This is a genomic window from Nocardioides sp. YJ-D4, assembly GCF_054031495.1.
Map to the genome: position 1 here is coordinate 2,924,114 of NZ_CM132932.1, position 25,099 is coordinate 2,949,212.

17 protein-coding genes are annotated in these 25,099 nt (G+C 68.8%); 4 read left to right on the top strand and 13 right to left on the bottom strand.

Translation table 11 applies throughout. The features are described from left to right. Positions 1-2: 2 nt before the first annotated feature. From ACW14X_RS13895 to ACW14X_RS13915, 5 genes are all read right to left on the bottom strand, one after another. The gene (locus ACW14X_RS13895) at positions 3-1,631 is read right to left on the bottom strand and encodes an ABC-F family ATP-binding cassette domain-containing protein (RefSeq protein WP_457165951.1); all 1,629 of its coding nucleotides are present in this window, start codon (positions 1,629-1,631) and stop codon (positions 3-5) included. A gap of 401 nt (positions 1,632-2,032) precedes the next feature. Beyond that, positions 2,033-3,700, bottom strand: coding sequence for a M4 family metallopeptidase (locus ACW14X_RS13900; RefSeq protein WP_457165952.1), 1,668 nt, complete (start codon positions 3,698-3,700; stop codon positions 2,033-2,035). Between the two features lie 165 nt (positions 3,701-3,865). After that, complete coding sequence (locus ACW14X_RS13905; RefSeq protein WP_457165953.1) at positions 3,866-5,818, bottom strand: M13 family metallopeptidase; 1,953 nt, start codon at positions 5,816-5,818, stop codon at positions 3,866-3,868. Positions 5,819-5,868: 50 nt separating this feature from the next. Continuing rightward, a complete protein-coding gene (locus ACW14X_RS13910) occupies positions 5,869-7,077 on the bottom strand; it encodes a M15 family metallopeptidase (RefSeq protein ID WP_457165954.1) in 1,209 nt (402 codons plus the stop codon). A 61-nt stretch (positions 7,078-7,138) separates the two neighbouring features. Continuing rightward, positions 7,139-7,711 carry a TetR/AcrR family transcriptional regulator gene (locus tag ACW14X_RS13915; RefSeq protein ID WP_160025994.1) on the bottom strand — a complete coding sequence of 191 codons (573 nt, stop codon included), beginning with the start codon at positions 7,709-7,711 and terminating at the stop codon, positions 7,139-7,141. Between the two features lie 121 nt (positions 7,712-7,832). Between ACW14X_RS13915 and ACW14X_RS13920 the strand changes: the two genes are divergently transcribed. Then, positions 7,833-8,399: a TetR/AcrR family transcriptional regulator gene (locus tag ACW14X_RS13920; protein WP_457165955.1), complete on the top strand. Its 567-nt coding sequence runs from the start codon at positions 7,833-7,835 to the stop codon at positions 8,397-8,399. Positions 8,400-8,424: 25 nt separating this feature from the next. After that, positions 8,425-10,764 (top strand): MMPL family transporter, encoded by a 2,340-nt coding sequence (locus ACW14X_RS13925; protein WP_457165956.1) that lies wholly within the window; start codon positions 8,425-8,427, stop codon positions 10,762-10,764. Between the two features lie 66 nt (positions 10,765-10,830). Here the strand turns inward: ACW14X_RS13925 and ACW14X_RS13930 are convergent, their stop codons facing one another. Further along, the gene (locus ACW14X_RS13930; protein ID WP_457165957.1) at positions 10,831-12,249 is read right to left on the bottom strand and encodes a fatty acid desaturase; all 1,419 of its coding nucleotides are present in this window, start codon (positions 12,247-12,249) and stop codon (positions 10,831-10,833) included. Positions 12,250-12,342: 93 nt separating this feature from the next. Here ACW14X_RS13930 and ppgK point away from each other — a divergent pair, with 93 nt between their 5' ends. Further along, positions 12,343-13,098: a polyphosphate--glucose phosphotransferase gene (gene ppgK, locus ACW14X_RS13935; RefSeq protein WP_160025998.1), complete on the top strand. Its 756-nt coding sequence runs from the start codon at positions 12,343-12,345 to the stop codon at positions 13,096-13,098. 2,127 nt (positions 13,099-15,225) lie between these two features. Here the strand turns inward: ppgK and ACW14X_RS13940 are convergent. The 5 genes from ACW14X_RS13940 to ACW14X_RS13960 all read right to left on the bottom strand — a co-directional run bounded on the left by ACW14X_RS13940 (position 15,226) and on the right by ACW14X_RS13960 (position 20,894). Then, on the bottom strand, positions 15,226-15,840 hold the full coding sequence (locus tag ACW14X_RS13940) for a nitroreductase family protein (protein WP_457165958.1): 615 nt from the start codon (positions 15,838-15,840) through the stop codon (positions 15,226-15,228). A 53-nt stretch (positions 15,841-15,893) separates the two neighbouring features. Further along, on the bottom strand, positions 15,894-16,529 hold the full coding sequence (locus ACW14X_RS13945; RefSeq protein WP_160026000.1) for a YitT family protein: 636 nt from the start codon (positions 16,527-16,529) through the stop codon (positions 15,894-15,896). 84 nt (positions 16,530-16,613) lie between these two features. Continuing rightward, positions 16,614-18,014 carry a Re/Si-specific NAD(P)(+) transhydrogenase subunit beta gene (pntB, locus tag ACW14X_RS13950; RefSeq protein WP_160026001.1) on the bottom strand — a complete coding sequence of 467 codons (1,401 nt, stop codon included), beginning with the start codon at positions 18,012-18,014 and terminating at the stop codon, positions 16,614-16,616. A 2-nt stretch (positions 18,015-18,016) separates the two neighbouring features. Further along, entirely contained in the window at positions 18,017-19,546 is a 1,530-nt protein-coding gene (locus tag ACW14X_RS13955; RefSeq protein WP_160026002.1) for a Re/Si-specific NAD(P)(+) transhydrogenase subunit alpha, read from the bottom strand. A 346-nt stretch (positions 19,547-19,892) separates the two neighbouring features. After that, a complete protein-coding gene (locus ACW14X_RS13960) occupies positions 19,893-20,894 on the bottom strand; it encodes an aldo/keto reductase (protein WP_457165959.1) in 1,002 nt (333 codons plus the stop codon). A 102-nt stretch (positions 20,895-20,996) separates the two neighbouring features. Here ACW14X_RS13960 and ACW14X_RS13965 point away from each other — a divergent pair, with 102 nt between their 5' ends. Further along, complete coding sequence (locus ACW14X_RS13965; RefSeq protein ID WP_457165960.1) at positions 20,997-21,851, top strand: helix-turn-helix transcriptional regulator; 855 nt, start codon at positions 20,997-20,999, stop codon at positions 21,849-21,851. On the opposite strand, the gene ACW14X_RS13970 is transcribed toward ACW14X_RS13965, so the two are convergent. Continuing rightward, positions 21,823-23,022 (bottom strand): glycosyltransferase, encoded by a 1,200-nt coding sequence (locus ACW14X_RS13970; RefSeq protein WP_457165961.1) that lies wholly within the window; start codon positions 23,020-23,022, stop codon positions 21,823-21,825. The two genes, ACW14X_RS13965 and ACW14X_RS13970, sit on opposite strands and share 29 nt — an antisense overlap. Next, positions 23,019-25,040: an ArnT family glycosyltransferase gene (locus tag ACW14X_RS13975; protein ID WP_457165962.1), complete on the bottom strand. Its 2,022-nt coding sequence runs from the start codon at positions 25,038-25,040 to the stop codon at positions 23,019-23,021. The genes ACW14X_RS13970 and ACW14X_RS13975 overlap by 4 nt, the downstream gene beginning before the upstream one ends. Positions 25,041-25,099 lie beyond the last annotated feature (59 nt).

The following is a 25,099-nucleotide window of genomic DNA, read 5'->3' on the forward strand; positions in this document are numbered from 1 at the left end:
GACTACTTTCCCAGTGCCAACCTCGGCCAGTCGGCCAGGTCGTCCAGCATCTGGCGGTCGTGCGTGGCCACCACGACCGCCGCCGGCGTCGCCCGCAGCGCGGCCGTCAGCTCGTCGACCAGCCCGGCCGAGAGATGGTTGGTCGGCTCGTCCAGGATCAGCAGCTGCGGGAGCGAGGCCAGCCGCAGCGCCAGCTCGAGCCGCCGCTGCTGCCCTTGGGAGAGCCGCGAAGCAGGCGTACGCCGCGCCTCCGCGTCCACCAGTCCGGTCGACCGGAGCGACGGGATCGCCCGCTCCGGCACCACTCCGGCGGCGACCAGCCGGCCACAGTGCTGCGCATAGACCTCCGCCGCCGTCAGCCCAGGCGCCCACTCGGGCTCCTCCTGACCGACGAGCGCGATCCGCGCCCCCGGCGAGACCCACACCGACCCCTCGGACGGAGGAAGTACGCCGCCCAGCACCTGCAGCAACGTCGACTTGCCCGCCCCGTTCGGACCGGTGACGACGAGCCGCTCGCCACCGTCGAGGGCGAACGAGACGGGTCCGGGCAGCCGACCGGGCACGCGTACGCCTTCACAGCGCAGCAGCGTGCTGCCGGCAGGTGAGGAGAGCTCAGGGAAGCGCAGCGACATCGGCGGCTCCGGCACGGAGACGCGGTGCGCCTCGAGCGCTGCGAGGTCACGGTTGAAGGAACGCACCAGACCGGGGGCACGGGTCTGTCGCTGATGCTTGCCGGTGCCCTTCGGCGGGCGCCAGCCGGTGCTCAGCCGGTCCCGCGCGGCCGAGACCGAGTCCTGAAGTCGCCGGTGCTCCTCCTGCTGGGCCGCGTAGTCCTGCTCCCAGCGCTCCCGGTCGCGGCGCCGACCCTCCTGCCAGCCCTGGTAGCCACCGGCGTACGTCCTGGGCCGACCGTCCTCGCTCGGGTCCAGATCGAGGAACTCCTCACCGACCTCCCGCAGCAGCGCGCGGTCGTGAGAGACGAGCACGACCCCGCCGGTATGAGCCCGGACCCGCTCGGTGAGGAACGCCAGCCCCGACGCGTCCAGATGGTTGGTCGGCTCGTCGAGCACGAGGAGGTCGTGGTGTGCTCCGAGCAGGCAGGCGAGCCGCACCCGGTAGCGCTGGCCGACGGACAGGGTCGCCAGCTCTCGTCCGTGATCGGTGCACGCGCCGAGCGCCTCCAGAGCGATCTCGACCCGGCGATCGGCGTCCCAGGCGTCCAGCGTGGTCGCGCGCTCCAATGCGGCGGCGTACGTCCCGCCGGAGTCCGCCGGGTCGTCCGACAAGGCCGCCGCAGCCTCATCGAGTGCGCGGAGCGCGGAGTGCGACTCGGCCAGCGCGGCGGAGGTGAGGGTGCCTACGGTGTCCCCAGGACGTACGTCCAGAGCCTGCTGCGCGACGCCGAGGCTGCCGTGCCGCTGAACCCGGCCGGAGTCGGGTTCGAGCAGTCCGGCGAGGACGTGGAGCAGCGTGGTCTTGCCGCGGCCGTTCTCGCCGACGATGGCCAACCGGGACCGGTTGGCAGCAGAGACGGTCAGGGAGACGCCGCGCAGGACGGGGCGACCGCCGCGGGTGACGGAGATGTCCTCGGCGCGCAGGTGGGCAGAGGTGTGATGGGTCTGTACAGACACGAAAGTGAACTTCCAGCTCGCGTACGGGAGCCGGGAAAGCGAGAGCAGCTACCCGGCATGGCCGGACAGCGGCGTGAGTATGCCTCGCAGCGCCGCCGTCAGGCGACGGGGCGCAGGCGCATGTAGGCGATGCCGGAGTACATGCCTCCAGGGTAGACAGCGAGGACCCGTCCACGCGAACCGTTATTCGCCGAGCGCAGATGCGAACGCCGAGCCGGCGCTGTTGGTCCTCCCCCACGGGGACCCGCAGAACCGGCCCGGCATCTCCAGTATGCGTCCAATCGCCGAACCGGCATAACCACACGCCCGAATTCGTACTTTAGTTACCCAAAGCGGTCGACGGCGCCGCCTCCAGCAGGAAAACGACGCCGTCGGACGACTCTGTTGTCAGTGTGGCGAGATCAGCTCACCGAGACTGCGGTCCACGCCGCCTCGACCGCCGCGACCTCGGGGCTGGAGGCGCCGTAGAGGTCCGAGGCCGCCTTGACCGTCGCGTCGCGCGCGCCGGCGTAGTCGGTGGTCGAGGTGAAGTAGGTCGAGTTGGCCCGGAACCAGATCTTCTCGGCCTTGTCACGACCGATCCCGGCGATCGTCGAGCCGTCGCAGGTCGTGCTCGAGTGCTCGACCCCACCGATCGTCTTCGTGCCCGAGCCCTCGGAGAGCAGGTAGAAGAAGTGGTTGCCGACGCCGCTGGAGTAGTGGACGTCGAGGCCGCCGGTCGAGGACGACCAGCAGTTGACCGAGTTGCCGTCGAAGGACGGGTTGTCCATCCGGCGCAGCGGGTCGCCACCGTCGAGGATGAAGGACTCACCGATCAGGTAGTCGCCCTGGTCCTCGGCGTTGTCGGCGTAGAACTCGACTGCCGTCCCGAAGATGTCCGAGGTCGACTCGTTGAGGCCACCAGACTCACCGGAGTACTCCAGGCCCGAGGTGTTCTCGGTGACGCCGTGGGTCATCTCGTGGCCCGCGACGTCCAGCGAGACCAGCGGTCCGTAGCCGACACCGTCGCCGTCGCCGTACGTCATCTTCTCGCCGTCCCAGAAGGCGTTGACGTAGTCGGTGCCGTAGTGGACCCGGTTGTAGGAGCCCGAGCCGTCGCCGAAGATGCCGTCGCGGGCGTGGACGTTCTTGAAGTAGTCCCAGGTGACGTTGGTGCCGTACTGCGCGTCGGCCGCCGCGGTGGCCCGGTCGTCGTTGGAGCCGTTGCCGAAGGTCGTGGTCGGGCTGGTGACCACCGTCCCGGCCGCGCAGCCGAACCCGAGGAGCTGGCAGAGAAGGCTGTCCTCGGCGTTGTTCATGTCGGTCGTGTAGGTGCCGCCGCGGGTCTCGTCACGCAGCTCGTACGTCGAGCCGTTCTGCTTCACCTGCAGCGGGACGGTCCCGGAGTAGAGGGTGTTGCCCTCGCCGTCGATGGTGTGGATGCCTTCGACCCGGCGGAGCACCTTGCCGGTCTCCGCGTCGACGTAGGTCGCCAGGCGCGAGGGGGTGCCGTCGGCCTGCTTGCCCTTGGTGGTCACCCGCCACGCCAGCGTCGGGGTGCCGTCGACCGCGTCGACGACGAGCTCGGGTGCGTACTTCTTGTCGGCCTGGAGCTTGGTGATCGTCTTGGTGACGGCGTCCAGGGTCAGCGCGGCCTTGGTGGCTGCGGTCTCGGTGATCGCCGGCTTCACCGAGAGGTCGAGCACCTTGGTCAGCCCCTGGGAGACGGAGGTCAGGGTGCCGGACTTGGTCTGGTGGGCGACCAGGTCGCCGCCGACGACCTCGAGGCCCTCGTAGGTCCGGTTCATCCGGACGTGGGTGGCACCGTTGGCGTCCTTCAGGGTCACCACGGGCTCGAGCTCCTGGCCCGCGCCGACCTTCCAGGTCGACGGCTTGCTCGTCAGCGCGCGGATCGCCTTGTCCGCGATCGACTCGTCGTCGACGACCTTCTGCGCAGACAGACTCTCGGGCGTGATGGTGGAGGCGGAGTCGGCAGGGGTGGCGCCGGCTGGGCTTCCGAAGGAGGCGATGAAGGCAGTTCCTGCAACAGCGGCAGCGGTCGCTGCTCCCGCTACTCGAACGATACGCATCGTGGGGTTCTCCTCGATTGTGGGGACCAGGATGGAGGGAATCCTTGCACCGGAATCGATAGCGTGGAGAAACAAGTTCCTGCAATGCGGATTTGTGAAGCCGCCTCCCCGCGTAACTCCTTTACGTTGTTATCGAATATTAACCAATACCCCTACCCGCACAGGTCACCAGATCCGCACGCGCTCCTCCGGGTCGAGCCAGAGACCGTCGCCGGGAGCGGTGCCGAAGACCTCGTGGAACTCGTCCAGGTTCCGCGCGATGTTGGCACGGAATTCCGGCGGGCTGTGCGGGTCGATCGTGAGGTACTGCTGAGCCTGCTCCTTGCGTCGGACCGTACGCCACACGTAGGCCCAGTTGAGGAAGAGCCGCTGCCGGTCGCCGACGCCGGCGGAACCGCCGGTGGCGAGCATGTAGGCGGTGTGCGCAATCGTCAGGCCACCCAGGTCGCCGATGTTCTCGCCGACGGTCAGCGCACCGTTGACGAACTCACCCGGCAGGTCCCGCGGCGAGAGCGCCGAGTACTGCTCGATGAGCGCCTTGGTCTTCACCTCGAAGGCCGCCTTGTCCTCCGGCGACCACCAGTCCTGCATGTTGCCGTCGCCGTCGAACTGGGCACCCTGGTCGTCGAAGCCGTGCCCGACCTCGTGGCCGATGACCGCGCCGATGCCGCCGTAGTTCTCCGCCGGGTGCGCGTCCTTGTCGAAGAACGGGCGCTGCAGGATCCCGGCCGGGAAGCAGATCTCGTTGGTGCCGGGGTTGTAGTAGGCGTTGACCGTCTGCGGCAGCATGAACCACTCGTCGCGGTCCACCGGGCCGCCGAGCTTGCCGAGCTGCCGGTCGGTCTCGAAGATCGAGGCCGCCGAGACGTTGCCGATGAGGTCGTCCTTGCTGATCTGCAGCGCCGAGTAGTCGCGCCACTTCGACGGGTAGCCGATCTTCGGCGTGAACTTGTCGAGCTTCTCGTACGCCTTCTCCTTCGTCTCCTCGCCCATCCAGTCGAGCTCGGAGATCGACTTGCGGTAGGCCTCGAGGAGGTTGTGGACGAGCTCGTCCATCTGCGCCTTCGCCTCGGGCGGGAAGTGACGCGCGGCGTACTCCTTGCCGACCGCCTCGCCGATCGCGCCCTCCACGATCGCGACCCCGCGCTTCCAGCGCTCACGCAGCTCAGGGGTGCCGTTGAGGGTGCGGCCGTAGAAGTCGAAGTTGGTCTCGACGAAGTCGTCGGTCAGGTACGGCGCCGCCCAGCGGAGCACGTGGAAGTAGAGCCACAGCTTCCAGTCGTCGATGTCGACCTCGCCGAGCACGGTCGAGAGGTGGGAGAAGAACGACGGCTGCCGCACGACCACCTCACCGAGCACCGCCTCGGTGGTCAGCTTCGAGCCGGAGAGATTGCGGACGTACGCATCCCAGTTGAAGTTGGGGGCCAGCTCGCGCAGCTCGGCGAGGGTCAGCAGGTTGTAGGTCTTCTGCTTGTCGCGGGTCTCCTCGCGCGCCCAGTGGCCCTCGGCCAGGCGGGTGTCGATCCGGATGATCGTCTCGGCGGCCGCACGCGGGTCGGGGTGCTCGGCGAGCTCGTAGAGACGGGTCAGGTAGTCGGCGTACTTCCCCAGCACCTCGGCGAACTTCTCGTCGAAGTAGTAGTCCTTGTCGGGCAGCCCGAGGCCACCCTGGAGCAGGTTGAAGATGTAGCGGTCGGAGGCCTTGTCGTCGTTGTCGACGTAAGACCCGAACAGCCCGTGCCCGCCGATCCGCTCGACCTCACCCAGGAACGCCGCCAGGTCGTCCGCGTCGCGGAGCCCGTCCACGGCGGCCCGCAGGCCGTCCAGAGGACGTACGCCGCGCGCGGCCACCCCCTCCACGTCCATGAAGCTCGCGAAGAGGTCGCCGATCTTCTGGGCGTCGCTGCCCGGCTCGCCACCGGAGGCCGCGAGCTCCTCGATGATCGCGCGCACGTCCTTCTCGGCCTGGTCGGCGAGCATCACGAACGGCCCCCAGCTGGACCGGTCGGACGGAATCTCGACCTCCCGGAGCCAGGTGCCGTTGACGAACCCGAACAGGTCGTCCTGCGGCCGAATGCTGTCATCCATGCCCGGACGGGCGTCATCGAGGATCGTCACGTCCCCCAGCGTAGATGCGGGGTCCCAAGCAGGTCAGCAACAACCCCGGGTTAACCCGGTTTGACGATGCGGTTCATCTCGAAGTGCATGGGGTCGGTCCACTTCCAGTTGCCGCCCCAGGTGAAGCCCCAGCGCTCGAAGATGGAGACGACGGTGCGGTCCATCTCGCCGACGGTGCCGCGCTGGTTGCCGGCGGTGTTGAGGTCGACGGCGGTGCCGAAGGCGTGGTTGGAGAGCTGGGTGGTGTTGGCGATGAAGCGGGGGTAGTAGCAGCCGGCGTACTGCGACGGGTCGATCTTCCTGGCCAGGCCGCGGTCGACGACCTCCTGCAGGGCGGCCCGCAGCTGCGGGATCATCACCTTGTTGCAGGTCACCGAGCCGAGGATCGGCACCTGGGCGGTCACGATGTGGGAGCTCACCCAGCTCGCGGCGGGGGTGATGGTGCCGTCGCCGTTGGCGCGGTAGGTGTAGTTGCCGACGGCCTCGGCGACGGTGCCGACGACGTACGCCTTCTGGGGAGCGTTGGGGTCGAGGCCCGCGCGGGCGACGACGTCGAGGCGCTGGACGGAGGCGTCCGAGCCGACGACCTTCTGGATCGGCTCGACGACCCGGTTGGGGGCGATGGCGGCGGTGGAGACGATGAGCGCGTTGCCCTTCTCCATGCCCATCTCCTCGCCCCACTTGTGGTTGACGACGGCGGCGGCGAGACCCGGCGGCTGGGGAGCGTAGGCGCCGACGTGGACAGAGGCCGCGTCCTTCTTGGAGCCGAGCCGCACGAACCCGTCCTTGTCGGCCGGGAGCTCGTCCTGGCGCTCGGGGTCGATCGCCACCTCGCCACCGGCGACGCGCTGCCAGACCTCGTCGGAGTCGGCGCTCTGGAAGGGGGCGAAGTTGCGATAGGTCGACGGGTCGACGGCGACCACCTTCACCAGCCGTCCCTCGACGCTGACCTGGGCCATCGAGATCTGCTCAACGCCGGAGACGCCGTCTAGTCCTCGGATCTTCTTGACGTCGGCGGACGAGAGGGTGTCCTCGGAGAGGATCAGCAGGTCGGTGGAGTGCAGCGTGCCCTCGCGTTTGCCGGGGATGTCGACGGCGTGCGAGGGGTCGGCGACCGGGCTCTCGACCTTGGCGGCCCCGCTGGAGCTCGGGCTGCCGCTCGGCGTGGACGGCTTCGCCCGCTCACCCGCACAGGCGGCCAGGGTCGTCACGAGCACCGCGCCCACTGCCGCAGCCGCTCTCCACGAGACCTGTCGCATCCATCTACCTCCCCGCAGGAAGGTTAGGCGAGGCCTGGTCAGCACCCAACTCGCTGGAAACTCATCCGTTCAGGACCCGCGAGATCAGCCAGGCGATGTCGTCGGCGGTCTCGTCGGGTGACTTGGTCGGCTGCATGACGTGGCTGAGGACCACGCGCACGGTCATCTCGATGGCGGTGTCCGCCTGGTCGTCGGTCAGGCCGTGCTCGAACCTCTCGACGTGCTCGTGGATGAGCTCGGTCGCGTAGCCCAGCAGTCCCTCGCTGTGGCTGGTGAGGTAGGGCAGCAGCTCGGTGTCGGCACCGTGGGTCGCCGAGACGACCGCGTGCAGCAGCTTGTTGTCCTGGGCACGGTCGAGGACGCCGTACGTCGCCTGGCGGATCGCCCGGATGAAGTCGTCCTCCTCGTCGAAGGCCGTGCTCACGACCGCGAGGAACTGCTCCAGCTCACGCAGGATCAGCGACTTCGCCAGCGCCGGCTTGGCGCCGATGTCGTTGTAGACCGTCTGCCGACTGACTCCGCATCGCTCGGCGATGCGCGACATCGTCACACTCGCCCACCCGGACTCGGTGGTCATCTCGACGGCGGCATCGAGGATCCGCTGTCGGGTGGTTTCAGGTGCGCCGGCCGCCATGAAGGCAAAGTCTACGGCCTCTCCTCCTCGTGGAAGACGGGCAGGTGAACCCAGCCACATCGTTTTGCACTCGATACCCCCGGAGTGCAACACTGCACTCTGTGAGAGAAAGTGCAACGTCATGATGCGGCGGCTCAACAAGACCGCGGCGGCGATCCACCGGGCCGCGCTCGAGATGACCGACGAGTTCGGCTTCGACGGCTGGACCATGGAGCATCTCGCCGACCGCGTCGGTGTCTCGCGGCGTACGTTGTTCAACCACGTCCCGAGCAAGATGGACGCCGTCCTCGGCCCTGAGCAGGAGCCTGACCCGGAGCTGCTCGAGGCCTTCCTCAGCGGCGGGCCCACCGGCCATGTCGGCCGCGATCTCGGCGCGCTGGTGCGCACGGTGCTCGACGCCGAGCCCATCGACCATGACGAGCTCGTCCTCGTCCGGCACATCCTCGCCACCGACCGGCAGGTGCTGGATGCGGCACGCACCCGCTTCGAGCAGATAACCGTTCACTTCGCCGAGGTCATCTCCGAGCGCGAGGGCGACCAGATGACTCCCGAGCTCGCGGGCGTCGTCCTGCATCTCGTGATCGTGGTCTTCAACGCCTCGCTCGACGCCTACCTCGCCAATCCTTCGGCCGGCACCGTCGCCGACCACTTCACCCGGATCTTCGACGACCTCGTCGATCTGTTCTGAACCACTGACCAGGGGGAACCCCGAAATGGCCAAGCTGCTCTATCGACTCGGAAAGACCGCCTACCGGCGGTGGCCGATCTTCGTCGCCGTCTGGATGATCGTGATCATCGGGATCGGCGCGGTGGCGACCACGATGTCCAAGCCGATGTCCACGACCTTCACCATGCCCGGCCTCGAGTCGGTCGAGGCTGCCGAGGAGCTGCCCGAGATCATGGGCACCGAGGGCGGTTCGGTGCTCGACGCCGCCTCCATCGAGGTCGTCGTCGCTGCTCCCGAGGGCGAAACGCTCACCACAGCCGCGAACCAGAAGGCCGTGGCCGAGCTCGTTCAGAACCTCGCCGCGCTCGATGACGTACCCGACCAGATCTCCTACATCTGGACACCGGAACAGGCCGAGGCAGCCGCCCCTGGCTACGCCAAGGCGATGTCCGCCGAGAGCGGGCAGACGGTTACGACCCAGCAGGCGCAGCAGATGCTGCTCGGCCAGCTCCAGGCTCAGCCGACGCTGTCGGAGGACGGCCGGATCGGGCTGATCTCGACCGAGTTCGAGGATGTCGAAGCGACCGAGGTGACGCCTGAGATGCAGGAACAGGTCACCGACGTCATCGAGGACGCGAACAAGGACGGCCTCCAGGTCGAGGTGCGCGGCCAAGGCATGCAGGTCCAGGAGATGGGCAGTGCGAGCTCCGAGCTGTTCGGCATCATCATCGCCCTGTTCATCCTGGTGATCACCTTCGGCTCCTTCGTGGCCGCCGGCCTCCCGATCATCACCGCCGGCGTCGGCGTCGCGATCGGAACGCTGGGGATCACCGCACTGACCGCGTTCACCGATGTCTCCTCGACCACCCCGATGCTCGCCACGATGATCGGCCTGGCGGTCGGGATCGACTACGCGCTGTTCATCCTGTCCCGCTACCGCAGCGAGCTCGACCACACCGACGACCGCGAGGAGGCCATCGGCGTCGCCGTGGGCACCGCCGGCTCGGCGGTCGTCTTCGCCGGCCTGACCGTCGTGATCGCGCTCGCCGCGCTCAGCGTCGTCGGGATCCCGTTCCTGACCGCCATGGGCCTGGGCGCGGCCGTCACCGTCGTCGTCGCGGTCCTGGTCGCGCTGACCCTGCTCCCGGCGCTCCTCGGCCTGCTCAAGTCGAAGGCCTTCGGCCTCAACGTACGTCGCTACAACCCCAAGCGCGAGGCCAACGGTCGCATCCTCAACAACGGTGTCCGTTGGGCCCGGTTCATCGGCAAGGCGCCGATCCTCTGGGTGCTGATCGCGGTCATCGGCCTCGGAGCGCTGGCGATCCCGTTCAAGGACCTTCACCTCGGCATGCCGAGCGACAGCACCGCGCCCGAGGACAGCTCGCGCCGCCAGGCGGTCGAGCTGGTCGTCGAGGGCTTCGGCCCCGGGCGTCTCGACCCGATGATGCTCGTCGTCGACGCGCGTGACATGTCCGGCGACACCGCGGCCAAGCAGCAGGCCTACGCCGAGGTCGCCGACTGGGCCGCGGGCCTCGACGGCGTGGCCAAGGTGATCCCGCCTTCGGGGAACGACAACGGCGCGGTCATCCTGATCGAGCCCGAGACCGCCCCGGAGGACGAGAAGACCGAGGACCTGCTCGCCGAGCTGCGTGACGGCGAGGCTGCCGTGGAGAAGGAGACCGGCACCGACCTCGCGGTCACCGGCACCTCGGCGATCATGTCCGACATCTCCGAGAAGCTCAACGACGCCCTGCTGCCCTACCTGGCGATCGTGATCGGGCTGGCGTTCATCCTGCTGATGCTCGTCTTCCGCTCGATCCTGGTGCCGCTGACCGCGACCCTCGGCTTCCTGCTGTCGGTCCTGGCGACCCTCGGCGCGACCGTGGCGATCTTCCAGGAGGGCGCCTTCGGCATCTTCGAGGGCCAGCCGATCGTCAGCTTCATCCCGATCTTCCTGATCGGGCTCGTGTTCGGGCTGGCGATGGACTACCAGGTCTTCCTGGTGACCCGGATCCGCGAGGCGCACGTCCACGGCGCCTCGTACAAGGAGGCCGTCGTCGACGGGTTCCGCAACTCGGCCCGGGTCGTCACGGCGGCCGCGCTGATCATGACCGCCGTCTTCTCGGGCTTCATCCTGATGGACGACCCGATCATCAAGTCGATGGGCTTCGCGCTCTCGGCAGCGGTCATCTTCGACGCCTTCGTGGTCCGCATGCTCCTGATCCCGACCCTCATGTACCTCATGAAGGAGAAGGCCTGGTGGCTGCCGAAGTGGCTCGACCGGATCCTCCCGAACGTCGACGTCGAGGGCGAGAGCCTGGAGCGGCACTACCTCGCCGACCACTACGCCGAGAAGCCGCGTGAGCCGGAGCTCGTCAAGAGCTGAGGTCTCCGCACCGATGACAGCCCCCGGTCTCGTACGAGGCCGGGGGCTGTCGCCGTCCGAGGACGGCTACGAGACGGAGTCCGAGGCGAGAGGCACGAAGTCGACCTTCTCGCGCACGCCACAGTCGGGGCAGCACCAGTCGTCAGGGACATCCGCCCATGCGGTCCCGGCAGCGAAGCCCTCGGCCTCGTTGCCCTCCTCGACGCGGTAGGTGTAGCCGCAGCCGGGACAGCGGGCGACCAGCACCTCCTGGCCGACGACCTGCGCAACGGTGTCGTCGCCGGTCTCGGCACGATCTGCGACCGGCGACGGATACTTCGCCAGGATCCTGTCCCGCTTGCGCGGCAGGATGTTGGCCCGCGACATGTCGCCGTCGAAGTGCGCCAGCACCCTGGGGTCCATCACCCGGCGCCAGACCGGCGGCACGATCGCGAGCAGGATCATCCCGGCGTAGCCGGTCGGCAGCACCGGAGACTCCTTGTAGTCGCGCAGGGTCTGGTAGCGGCGTACGGGGTTGGCGTGGTGGTCGCTGTGGCGCTGCAGGTGGTAGAGCAGCACGTTGGTGGCGATGTTGTTGGAGTTCCAGGAGTGGCTGGGGTCGACGCGCTCGTAGCGCCGGCCGACCTTCTGCCGCAGCATCCCGTAGTGCTCCATGTAGTTGATCACCTCGAGGAGCGAGAACCCGACGACCGCCTGGATCAGCAGGAACGGGATCACCACCGGTCCGAGCCACACGATCAGCGCACCCCACAGCACCGCCGACATCAGCCAGGCGTTGAGCACGTCGTTGCCGATCCGGAACGGGTGCTGGTCGCGGCGGGCGTACCTCTTCCTCTCCAGCCTCCACGCGCTCTTCAGCGAACCGGAGACCGTGCGCGGCCAGAAGGTGTAGAACGACTCGCCGACCTTGGCGGAGGCCGGGTCCTCCGGCGTCGCGACGCGGACGTGGTGGCCGCGGTTGTGCTCGATGTAGAAGTGACCGTAGAAGCTCTGCGCGAGCGCGACCTTGGAGAGCCAGCGCTCGACGTCCTCGCGCTTGTGGCCGAGCTCGTGGGCGGTGTTGATGCCGATTCCGCCGACGCAGCCGACCGAGATCGCCAGCCCGACCCGGTCCAGCATGCTCAGGGTGTGGCCGTCCAGGGCGCCATGGGCGGCCATGGCCATGCCTCCGATGAAGACGGCGTACTGCAGCGGGAGGTAGGAGTAGACGATCCAGCGGTAGTACCTGTCGTTCTCCAGCGCCTCGATCATGTCGTCGGGCGGGTTGGACTTGTCGAGCCCCGCGAACAGGTCGATGGCCGGGACCACGATCAGGATGATGATCGGGCCGGTCCACAGGAACGCGCTGATATCGGTGAGATGCCAGCCGCCGATCGCGATGAACCCGAGGAGCGGCACCACCAGACCGAGCAACCACAGATAGCGCTTCCTGTCGCGCCAGTGTTCGGTCGAGCCGTCGGGCACCGTGCTGTTGGCGATCTCCATCGTTGGCCCCTTTGACGCTGAGTTTGATTGACAAATGAGGACGATCTGTCAAGTGTCGTACGTCACGTCGGTGCTTGTAAATAGGATGGGCTCATGACGACGAGCCTGCCCTTCGGCATCGACTTCGGCGGCACGGGCATCAAGGGTGCCCCGATCGATCTCGCCACCGGCGAGTTCGCCGAGGAACGCGTACGCATCCCGACACCCGAACGCTCCACCCCCGACGCCATCGCCGAGATCTTCGTGGACCTGCTCTCCCAGTTCCCGGACTACGACGGGAAGGTCGGCGTGACCGTCCCCGGCGTCGTACGCCACGGGGTGGTCCACTCCGCGGCCAACATCGACAAGTCCTGGATCGGCGCCGACGCGGACGCGATCTTCACCGCGGCCACCGGCCGGGACGTGCACGTGGTCAACGACGCCGACGCCGCCGGCTTGGCCGAGGTCCGCTACGGCGCCGCGAAGGGTCGCCGTGGACTGGTCATCATGACCACGCTCGGCACCGGCATCGGCTCGGCGCTCCTCTACGACGGCGTGCTCGTGCCCAACTCAGAGCTCGGTCACCTCGAGCTCGACGGCCACGACGCCGAGACCCGCGCCTCCAACATCGCTCGCAAGCGCGAGGACCTCTCCTGGAAGCACTGGGCCAAGCGCCTGCAGAGGTACTACCAGCACCTGGAGATGCTCTTCTCCCCCGACCTATTTCTCGTCGGAGGAGGGGTCTCGAAGGAGGCGGCGGAATTCCTGCCGCTGCTCGACCTGGACACCGAGATCATCCCGGCGAAGCTGCTCAACACCGCGGGGGCCGTCGGGGCCGCGCTGTACGCCGAAGAGCTCGCCACCGACTGACGGCGGGGGCGGTCCGGGCGGCCCGGGCGGCATCGGCGGCCAGGCAGGTCGCGAATCCCACGGAGCCCCCGCCTTCCGCGTCTCCTTCGCCTGCCTGAGGAAGGCCCTGCGCTCGGCCCGCCGGCGTCGCGCCGACGGGTTCCAGAACACCCGGTACGCCGCGTACGCCACGCAGGCGAGCACGAGCAGCGCGACCAGTCCGACGACCAGTGCCCAGTCGGCCCGGGCGCGCACGCCGGCCGCGGTGGCCGAGGCGTCCTCGAGATAGCCGTTGTTCAGGTCGGCTCGAGCGCTGGCCGCACCCACGTCGAGGAACAGCACCAGCTCGCCGAGCTCGGTCAGCGGGTTCTGGATCCCCTCGACGTCCGCAGTCGCCTCACCGACCTCGGTGATCACCTCGGCGGTGCGGGGCAGCGTGGTGGCGAGCTCGCGATACCGGTCGTCATCGTTGGCGCCCTCGTACGCCTCCTTCGCCGCGGCCGGGACCGGCAGATCGGCCTTCTCCGCCGCCTCCTGGACCGCGGCGGCATCGGCGTTCGCCTCACCGATCAGGCCGACGACACCGTCCACGTCCTCGAAGGTCCACGCGGCCATGACGTCGCGCAGACCCAGCGGCGGCAGCCACTCGCCGTTGACGCGGTCGATCTCGGCGTACGTCTTGCGGGCCTCGGCCCTGGGCCCGAGCTGCTTGGCCTCGGCGCGGGTGAGCACCCAGTTCTTCAGCGGCTTCTCCGGGGAGGCGTCGGTGTCGTACCTCTGCACGATGTCGAGGAAGAGGCGCCAGTCGACCGGGCCGCTGGTGATCTCGTCATCGGCGGCGTCGTAACCGGTGCGGCCGTCGTAGACGTCGTCGACGACCTGGGTCAGCTCCTCGTCGGAGAGGTCCGCGAGCATGGCCGAGACGGCTGTGTAGGCGGCCGGGTAGCCGTACGCGTCCTTCTCCTGGCTCCATCCGTTGGCGTCCCAGGTCAGGAGGGGGAACGCTTCCTCGCTGCGACGCTTGACCTTGCCGTACTTCTGCCCCTTGGCACCGACCTTCTCGGTCGCGTGCTGGGCGACGAGCTCGGTGAGGCCCTCGCTCAGCCAGCGGCCCTCGACGATGTCGGGGTTGATCCAGGCGTGGGTCATCTCGTGGTAGAGGATCGCCGTGTCCAGGTCCTCGGAGACGACGATCTCGTCGGCGTCGGAGTCGAACCAGGCGTAGCCGACGGCCTCTGCCGAACCGTCCTCACGAATCGTCTCCAGCCCACCGGGCCACTCGTTGCCGGTCAGCTCCTCCAGCACCGGCATGCCTTCGGTGACCCGCTTCTCGGCGAAGTCGAGCCACTCCTTGTCCTCGGGAAAGCTCTGCAGCGACAGCTTCGTGTCGCCGACCTTGATCTTCTTCTCGTCGAAGGCCTTCGGGTCGCGCGCGGAGACGCCGGCGTCGACGAAGTCGCCCTCGGAGTGCCAGGTCGTCGTCTTGCCCTTGGTCCGCTTGGTGAAGTCGCCCGAGGAGGCGGTGAACGTCATCGACTTCGGCAGCACGACGTCGACGGTCACCTGCCCGTCGTCACCGAGGCCGATCACCGGGAAGACGGCGTACCCCTCGCCGATCCGGGTGTGGTTCTTCTTCGCCCGGATCGGGGCGCCCTTCAGCTCGTACGTCCAGGTGATCGTGCGCGACTTGCCGTAGTAGAGGTTCGGGAAGGACACGGTCACCACCGCGAGGCCGGTGCCCTTGATCTTCTCGGTGCTCACCGGCAGGTTCGCGCCGTTGCTGGTCGCCCTGACCTTCGACGCTCCGGCCGGGATCGGGATCGCGTGACCGGTCAGGAAGTAGTAGGTCGTGGCCGTGCTCGGCTGCTGGTTGGTGACCGTGACCTCGGCCTTCACCTTGACGGTCTTGGCCTTCTCGTCGAGCACATAGCGGGTGCGGGAGGACTCGCCGACTCCGTCGTTGGGCGCCGCGACGGCCGCCGGGGCGGTCGTCACCAGCCCAGCACCCAGCACCCCCAGCACGAAAACACCTGCCACGACGCGCCGGAGCCGACCTGTTCCCTGACCGTTCTCCACCCACGAACCTTAGACCGATGCCCCGATGGGTACGTCCTTTTTAATGCCTTCCGGGACGCGCACCCCGGCGCATCAGGCCCAGGAGGTGCCCCATTTGTCGGCGAAGGCGATCTCCTCGAGCGGCCGCCGGACGCGCTCGCGCTCCTCGCGCTCCGCGTCGCGAGGGTCGACCTGCGCGGGGTCGCCGTGGAGGCCGACCGCGATCCCGGTCATCACCTTCCACCAGTCCGGTACGCCGAAGGCCGCCGCCACGGCAGCATGGTCGAACCCGGCGAACTGGTGGGAGGAGAGGCCGAGGGACGCGGCCTGGACGGTGAGGTGCGCGGCCGCCTGACCGAGGTCGTAGTGGGAGTAGTCCGACCACTTCGGGCCGTTGCCGTCCGGGTCCACGCCGACCTGGGAGATCGCGACGAACACGGCCGATGCCCGCGGCACCCAGCCGGAGTTGCCGCGCGAGAGGTGACTCACGAACGTCGCGTGCCCGGCCGATCCGCGGGGCAGCACCAGGAACGACCACGGCTGGCTGTTGCCCGCGCTCGGCGCCCACCGGGCTGCCTCGAGCAGCAGCCTGATCTCGGCGTCGGCGAGCACGTGGTCCGGGTCGAAGACGCTCACCGACCAGCGGTCACGCAGGTGCTCGGTCAGGTCCTCGGCGCCGGCCTGGGGCGCGCGCTTCGCGGCAGTCATGCCCTCTATTCTGCAATGTCTACCGACTTGGAAGACAAACGTCTCAGGCGGCGTCAGGCGAGGTACCGGCCGGGCCGGTGGTTGAAGGCCAGGATGATGTTGAGGACGACCGCACCGAGGGCAGAGAGGAGGACGGTCGCGGGCGAGACGACGAAGAGCGCGAGGAGGATGACGCTGACGTCGAGGCCCATCTGGACGTACCCGGCCCGGAGGTTGAGCCGCTCCTGCAGGAGCAGTGCGAGCACGTTGAACCCGCCCAGCGAGGCACCGTGGCGGAAGATCACCAGGAGCCCGAGGCCGACGAGCAGGTTGCCGACGACGACCCCGTAGACGGTGTCGAGGCCGTCGAGCGGAAGCAGGTCGGCGTGGACGCGGGTCATCGCCGAGACCGCGATGACGCAGCCCAGCGACCGGAGGGTGAAACCGATGCCCTTCTTGGAGAGCGCGAGCCCGAAGAAGGGCAGGTTGACCAGGACGAACAGCACCTCGAACGGCAGCCCGGTCCAGTAGCTCACCAGCAGGCTCAGGCCGGCGGTGCCGCCGGTGACCGCTCCGACCGACTGGATCAGGTGGAGCCCCAGCGAGGTCACCACGATGCTGGTCACGTAGCCGAGCGCGTCCTCCAGCAACGTATGGGGGACGCGGATCGACTCGAGGGAGTCAGTGAACGGCTCGGACACGACACTCATTCTGGGTGTCGTGCCCGAGCCGTGCAGAATTCAGCAGGGCGAGACGTACGTCACGTTTCCGCTGGTCAGGTGTAATTTTCCAGGTCAGGCAGGGACCCGGGCGAGGGCGCTGACGATCTCGTCGACCTTGGCCTTGGCGTCACCGAAGAGCATCTGCGAGTTCTCCCGGAAGAAGAGCGGGTTCTGCACACCGGCATAGCCCGCGGCCATCGACCGCTTGAAGACGACCACGTTCTTGGCCTCCCAGACCCGCAGGACGGGCATGCCCGCGATCGGCGAGGACGGGTCCTCGGCGGCGGCCGGGTTCACGGTGTCGTTGGCCCCGATGACCAGGACGACGTCGGTCTCGGCCAGGTCGTCGTTGATCTCGTCCATCTCCAGGACGATGTCGTAGGGCACCTTGGCCTCGGCCAGCAGCACGTTCATGTGGCCCGGCAGACGCCCGGCGACGGGGTGGATGCCGAAACGTACGTCCACGCCCTTGTCCCGCAGGATGCGGGTGAGCTCGGCGACCGGGTACTGCGCCTGGGCGACAGCCATGCCGTAGCCCGGGGTGATCACGACGGAGGAGGCGCCGGCGAGGAGCTCGGCGGTGTCCTCGGCGTTGATCTCGCGGTGCTCGCCGTAGTCGACGTCACCGGACGGCCCGGCCTCGATGCCGAACCCGCCGGCGATGACCGAGATGAACGAACGGTTCATCGCCTTGCACATGATGTAGGAGAGGTACGCACCCGAGGACCCGACCAGGGCACCGGTGACGATCAGCAGGTCGTTGCCCAGCAGGAAGCCCGAGGCGGCCGCGGCCCATCCGGAGTAGCTGTTGAGCATCGAGACCACGACCGGCATGTCACCGCCACCGATGGAGGCGACCAGGTGCCAGCCGAGCGCCAGCGCCACGACGGTGACCGCGATCAGCAGCGGGAGCGTCGGGTTGATGACGTAGACGACCGTCAGGATCACGAAGACGACCAGGGCACCGATGTTGATGACGTTCTTGCCCGGCAGCATCAGCGGCGCCGACTTCATCCGCGCGGAGAGCTTGAGGAAGGCGACGATCGAGCCGGTGAAGGTGACCGCACCGATGAAGACGCCGATGAAGACCTCGGCCGAGTGGATCGCGCCACCGTGGACGTGGCCGGCAGCGGCCTCGAGGTGGCCGTTCCAGCCGATCAGGACGGCCGCCAGACCCACGAAGGAGTGCAGCAGCGCGATCAGCTCGGGCATGCCGGTCATCTCGACGACCTTGGCACGCCACAGGCCGATGACCGCACCGATGGCGACGGCGGCGACCAGGACGAGCACCGCGGTCGTGGTGCCGCCGTCGACGACCTGGATGACGGTCGCGACCAGCGCCAGCGTCATGCCCGCTACGCCGTAGAGCCAGCCCTGCGAGGCGGTCTCGTGCTTGGAGAGCCCTGCCAGCGACAGGATGAAGAGGAGGGCGGCGACGAGGTAGGCCGCACCGGCGATCGAGAAGATATCCATGATCAGGCCTTCCGGAACATCGAGAGCATGCGGCGGGTCACGGCGAAGCCACCGAAGATGTTGATGCTCGCCAGCAGCGTGGCGATGCCCGCGAGCACGAGCACCACGTTGTCAGCGACGGTGAGCTGCAGCAGGGCGCCCACGACGACGATGCCGGAGATCGCGTTGGTCACCGACATCAGCGGGGTGTGCAGCGCGTGGTGCACGTGGCCGATCACGTAGAACCCGATCACCACCGACAGCGTCAGCACGGTGAAGTGGCGGGTGATCTCGGCCGGAGCGACCGCGTTGAGCAGGAAGAGGGCGAGCGCACCGGTGCCGACCAGCGCGAGCTTCGCACCGGCGGAGAGCGGCTTCTTCTCCTCCTTGACCGCGACCTCGGCGGGGGCCGCTACCGCCGGGGCGGCGGAGACCTGGACCGGCGGGGGCGGCCAGAGCACGCCGCCGTCGTGCACGACGGTCAGGCCGCGCTGGACCTGGTCCTCGAGATCGAGGGCGAGTACGCCGTCCTTCTCGGGTGTCACCAGCTTCATCAGGTTCACCAGGTTGGTGCCGTAGAGCTGGCTCGACTGCGCGGGGAGGCGCGCGGGGAGGTCGGTGTAGCCGATGATCGTGACGCCGTTGGGCGTGGTGACGACCTCGTCCTTGACCGTGCCCTCGACGTTGCCGCCCATCGCGGCCGCCATGTCGACGATGACCGAGCCGGACTTCATGCTCGCCACGTCGGCCGCCGTGATCAGCTTCGGCGCCGGGCGTCCCGGGATCAGCGCGGTCGTCACGATGATGTCGACGTCCTCGGCCTGCTCGGAGTAGATCTCCGCGGCGCGCTGGTCGTAGGCCTCCGAGGTCGCCTTGGCGTAGCCGTCGGTCGACTTCTCGACCTCGACCTCCACCTTCAGGTATTCACCACCCAGCGACTTGACCTGGTCGGCGACCTCCGGACGAGGGTCGGTGGCACGCACGATCGCGCCCAGCGAGCTCGCCGCACCGATCGCGGCCAGACCGGCCACACCGGCACCGGCCACGAGCACCTTCGCCGGCGGCACCTTGCCCGCCGCGGTCACCTGGCCGGTGAAGAAGCGGCCGAAGTGGTGGGCCGCCTCGACCACGGCGCGGTAGCCCGCGATGTTGGCCTGGCTGGAGAGGATGTCCATCGACTGTGCGCGCGAGATGCGCGGCACCGCGTCCATCGCGAAGGCGTCGACCTTGCGGGCGGCCAGGGCGTCGAGGAGCTCGCTGTTCTGCGCCGGCGCCAGCGGGGCGACGAGGGTCGCGCCGCTCTTCAGCAGCTCGACCTCGCCGACGGAAGGCGCGTTGACCCGGAAGACCAGGTCGGCACCCCACGCGTCGGCGGCCGTGCCGATGCGGGCGCCGGCCTCGGCGTACGCCTCGTCCTTGAAGCTGGACGCCTCTCCGGCCCCACCCTCGATGACGACGTCATAGCCCAGACCGGTCAGTTGTTTGACGGTCGCGGGGGTGGCCGCCACCCGGGTCTCCCCGGGCTTCGTCTCTCGGGTCACTCCGATGAGCATCCTCGACTCCTTGGGTCTAGCTGCGCAGTGTCTTCAGTCTCCAGCATGGTGGGATCCCGGTCAGCCGATCAGCGCGTGACCGATTCTTGACCGGCGGGGTCCGGAACCCCACCGTGCTGGTTACTGGCCGGTAACGGTAGGGCAGGTCAGCAGGTGGACACCAGGTTTCACCGGTTGTATCGGTCCAATACCTGTGGTCTTCCTCACGTCCTCACAGCCCGTCGTCCCGACCGGTGTGCCTTCATCATGGCGGCGCTCCGGCGACCGCGGGAGTACCCACTATTTACTGGGGTACTTACCTGTTCGTCCGGAGTTCGTCCGGAGTCGCCGAGGCCGGTCGTCCGGGTCAGCCTTCGCTGTCGAGCTGTGCCATGAACTGGGTCGGGTAGCGGTCGCCGCGGGCGGCGCCGACGGGCACGGCGGCGTCGATGCGAGCGAGATCGGCGTCGTCCAGGGTGACCTCGTTCGCACCTGCCATCGACTCGACCTGGCTGACCCGGCGAGAGCCGATGACGGGGACGATGTGCTCGCCGCGGGCGGCCACCCAGGCGATCGCGAGCTGGGCCAGGGTGACCCCCTTGGCCGCGGCGATCTCCTCCAGCGTGGTGAGCAGAGCGCGGTTGTGGTCGAGGTTGTCGCCCTGGAAGCGCGGCATGTGGGCGAGCGAGCCGCCGACGGTTCCGCTACCGCCGATCAGGCCACGGCCGAGGACGCTGTACGCGGTGATGCCGATGCCCAGCTCGCGACAGGTGTCGAGGATGCCGTTGGTCTCGATCCCCCTGCTGAGCAGGGAGTACTCGATCTGCAGGTCGCTGATCGGGGCCACCGCGGCGGCCCGCCGGATCGTGTCGGCGCTGACCTCGCTGAGCCCGATGTGGCGTACGTATCCCGCCTCCACGAGCTCCTGGATCGCGCCCACGGTCTCCTCGATCGGCACCTGCGGGTCGAGCCGTGCAGGGCGGTAGATGTCGATGTGGTCGGTGCCGAGCCGCTGGAGGGAGTACGTCAGAGATGACCGGACCGCCTCGGGACGGGCGTCGAAGCCGGCCGGCATCCCGACCGGGGTGAGCAGTGCGCCGAACTTCACCGAGAGCACCACGTCGTCGCGCTCGCGCTCGCGCAGCGCCCGGGCGATCAGCATCTCGTTGTGGCCGGCACCGTAGAAGTCGCCGGTGTCGATCAGGGTGCCGCCGGCATCGAGATAGGCGTGGAGGACGCGTACGCCCTCCTCGTCGTCGACCGCGCCGTAGGCGCCGGAGAGGCTCATCCCGCCCAGTGCGGGGGAGGTGACCGTGGGTCCGTTCTTGCCGAGCTGTCGGCTGCTGAAGGTGATGTCGTGGGTCGTCATGCCACCCAGCGTGCGGCGGTCGAGCGGCCCTCGGCAGGCACGGCACATCCAGGGACGAGCCGTCCCTGGATAACCGGACACCACCGGCGGAGGATGAGGAGCGTGACCGACCGCCGTGAGCTCGCCGACTTCCTCCGCCGTCGCCGGGAGCTGCTCCGGCCCTCCGATGTCGGCCTCCCGGACGGGTTGCGGCGGCGTACGCCTGGACTTCGGCGGGAGGAGGTCGCCTCGCTCGCGGGGGTCTCGACCGACCACTACACACGGCTGGAGCAGGCGCGCGGGTCGGCGCCCTCGGAGTCGGTGCTCTCCGCGATCGCGCGGGCGCTGCAGTGCGATCTCGATGAGCGCGACCACCTCTTCTACCTCGCCGGGATGACGCCGCCTCCGCGGCGGGCGGGCCATTACGTACGTCCCGGCCTGATCGCCCTCGCCCGGCGGCTGACCGACATCCCCGTCGTGATCTGCACCGACACCGGCGAGATCGCCTGGCTCAACTCGCTCGCCACCACGCTGCTGCCGCCGCTGCCCGACGGGCCCGGCCGGGGCCGCAACCTGATGTGGCGCTGGTTCGTCGAGCCCGACCGCCGGCCGGCGCCGCGGGAGGACTGGGACCGGATGTCGGCGAGCCATGTGATGGATCTGCGGGCGACGTACGCCCGGCGGGCCGGTGACTCCGACATCACCTCGCTGGTGCACGACCTCCTCGCGGCGAGCGAGGAGTTCCGCGGGCTGTGGGAGCGGCACCAGGTCGGCGTGCGGCGTGCCGACGTGAAGACGTTCATCCATCCGGAGGTCGGCGCGGTCGCCGTACGCTGCGAGGTCCTGCTCACCGAGGAGGCCGACGTGAAGCTGCTCGCCTACTTCCCGGCCGAGGGCACCGATGCCGCGGAGAAGCTCGAGCTGCTTCGCGTCATCGGCACCCAGCGGCTCACGAGCGCGGACTCATCACCCACCTGAGGGCGATGAAGCGGATCAGCGTGGCCGCGGCGTTGGCGGCGACGAGCACGACGATCTCGAACGCTCGCGCAGGTGTCGGCGCGGCCAGGTGGAGGAGCGCGAGCGATCCCGAGGTCAGGGCCAGCCCGACACCGAAGGCGGCCAGCCCGGCGACGTGATGCTTCACCGCGCCCTGCCGCGCGGTGATCCCGAAGGTCAGCCGGCGGTTGGCCGCGGTGTTGGCGACCGCGGTCGCCAGGAGCGCGATGAGGTTGGCCGCCTGCGCTCCGACGGCGGTGCGGAGGAGAACGTAGAGGAGCAGGTACGCCAGCGTGCTCATCACCCCGATGGCCCCGAACCGGATCACCTGAGCCGCCAGGCTCGGGCTCCGCACGGGCCCGGGAGGACGTACGCCATCAAGGTTGATCCGGCCGCTGACCAGCCCGAACAGCAGCCTGCTGATGCCGGCCAGGTCTTCCTTGATCGTGGTGGCGATGTCGACGCGCGAGTCGGGGTCGTCGACCCAGTCGACCGGCACCTCGTGCACGCGCAGCCCGGCCTCGGAGGCGAGGACGAGGAGCTCGGTGTCGAAGAACCAGCTGTCGTCCTCGATCAGGGGGAGCAGCTTCTCGGCGACGTCGCGGCGGAGCGCCTTGAAGCCGCACTGCGCGTCGGTGAACTCCGCGGACAGGACCCCGCGCAGCAGCAGGTTGTAGCCCTTGGACAGGAAGTCCCGTTTGGGGCCACGCTCGATCCGGCTGCCGCGGGCCAGCCGGGACCCGATCGCGACATCGGAGTGGCCGGAGAGCAGCGGGGCGAGCAGGGGCGGCAGGGCCCGCAGGTCGGTGGAGAGGTCGACGTCCATGTAGCCGACCACCTCCGCTCGTGACGTGGACCAAGCCGCCTTGAGCGCTCTGCCCCGGCCCTTCTCGTCCAGGTGGATCGCGCGGACCCGGGTGATGTCGGTCGCGAGCCGCTCCGCGATCTCCCAGGTGCCGTCGGTGCTGGCGTTGTCGGCGATCGTGATCGTCGTGGAGTAGGGCAGGGTGCGCAGGTAGCCGTCGAGGTGGCGTACGGACTCCTCCAGGCCCTTCTCCTCGTCGTGGACCGGGATCACCAGGTCGATCGTCGTCAGCAATCGCTTCTCGTCGACGACCCGCAGGCCACCCGAGAGTGTCGTGTCCGCGGTCATGCGGCCCCCTCGGTCAGGTCGTAGACCGTGGAGCTGCCGATCGTGGTCTGGGTGAAGTTCTCCTCCACCCAGGCGCTGATCTGGGAGGCGCTGGAGGTCTCGTCGCTGCTGCCTCCGGCGCCTCGCATGCCGCCCATCCCGCCGCCGGCGATGAAGTAGTGGATCTCGCCGTTGGCGACGTACTCCTGGAACTGCTCGAGCGTGATGCTGTTCGAGGTGCCGTTGAAGCCGCCGATCGCCATCACGGCCTCGCCGGTCTCGAGCTGGAGGCCGGCTGCGGTCTGGGATCCGATCGTCGCGGCCACCCAGGTGTAATGGCCGGCGTTGGTGCTCACCGCCTCGGCGAGCTCCTCGTCGACCGCGCCGCCGCCCATCATTCCGCCTCCGCGGGTCCCGCCGGGGTTGCCGCCGGGCATACCGCCGGGCATCTGCGGGGCCTGGCCGGTGGCACCGTCGGCGGTTCCGCCCGGCATCTGGCCCGTCGGCGGGGCTCCGTTCTGGGTCTGAGCGCCGGGGCCGCCGGCACCACCGGGGCGACCACCGCGCATCCCGCCCATGCCGCCGCCCTCGTACGGACCGGCGGTCACGATCGAGCCGGTGTGGGCTGTGCCGATCGTCTGGATCGCGTACGCCGCGGGCCCGAGGCCCACGCTGACGGCTGCCGCCGCGAGGACCGCCGCGGCTGCCCGGCGGGTGAATCTGTCCGCGAAGACGAACGCGGCGGCGACCCCGAGACCGATGATCAGGACGGGCCAGCGCAGCGCGTCGTACGGCTGCTCGCCCGACTGCCCGAGGAGCACCCAGCCCCACACGGCGCTGCCGGCCATCGCGACCGCCAGGGTGACCCGGGCGAAGAGGCTGTCGCGGTCGCGCCACATGATCACTGCGCCGACGGTCGCGGTGATCGCGATCCACGGGGCCAGCGCGACCACGTAGTAGTCGTGGTAGATGCCCTCCATGAAGGAGAAGACCAGGCCGGTGACGAGCATCGTGGCGCCGCTGAGCATCAGCGCGGCACGGGTCAGGTCGGTACGCGGCGCCTTGCGCAGCGCGACGAGCCCGGTGACGAGGAGGAGCAGAGCCGCGGGAAGCAGCCAGGAGACCATCCCGCCGGAGACTCCCTGGAAGAGCCGCAGGACTCCGGCCGCGCTGGAGAAGCCGGCGTTGCCGAGGCCGCCGTAGTCGCCGCCGTTGAGCCGGCCGACACCGTTGTAGCCCAGCGTCAGCTCGAGGAGCGAGTTGCCGGTCGAGCCGTCGATGTAGGGGCGCCAGGACTCGGGGATGAGCTCGACGATCGCGATGTACCAGCCCGCGCTCACGACCGTGGCGACGAAGCAGGCGATACCGTGGGTCATCCTCCTGCCGAAGGAGCCCTTGCCCGCGATCAGGTAGACGACCGCGATCGCCGGGATGATCAGGAACGCCTGCAGCATCTTGGTCAGGAACCCGAAGCCGAGCAGCACACCGGCCAGCACCATCCACCTGCCCCTGCCGGTCTCGATCGCCTTCAGCGTCGAGAACCCGGCACCGACCAGCAGCAGGAGCAGCAGCGCATCCGGGTTGTTGAACCGGAACATCAGCGCCGCCGCCGGGGTCAGCGCGGTGAACGCCCCCGCCGCGATCGCCGCCTGCCACGGCGCGACCTTCTTCACCAGGGCGAAGACGAGCCCCACCGTCCCGACGCCCATCAGCGCCTGCGGAACCAGGATGCTCCACGAGGACAGCCCGAAGAGGCGTACGGACAGGCCCATCACCCACAGCGACGCCGGCGGCTTGTCGACCGTGATCGAGCTGCTCGCGTCGAGCGCACCGAAGAACCACGCCTTCCAGCTCTCGCCGCCGGCTTGTGCGGCGGCGGAGTAATACTGATTGGCGTATCCGGACTCTGAGAGCGTCCATAGGTACGCCACTGCTGTGAGGGTCAGCAGGATGGTGAGCGCTGTGCGCTCGGGGGTGGGGCGCCAGCTTCTTGTCTTCGCCGGTGTTGTCGCCGTTGGTGGGTCGAGGAGTTGGGTCATGGCGACCACGGTCGGGGGCGGGGCTGTGGGGGTCGTTTTTTGTGGCTGTGAGTGGGCTA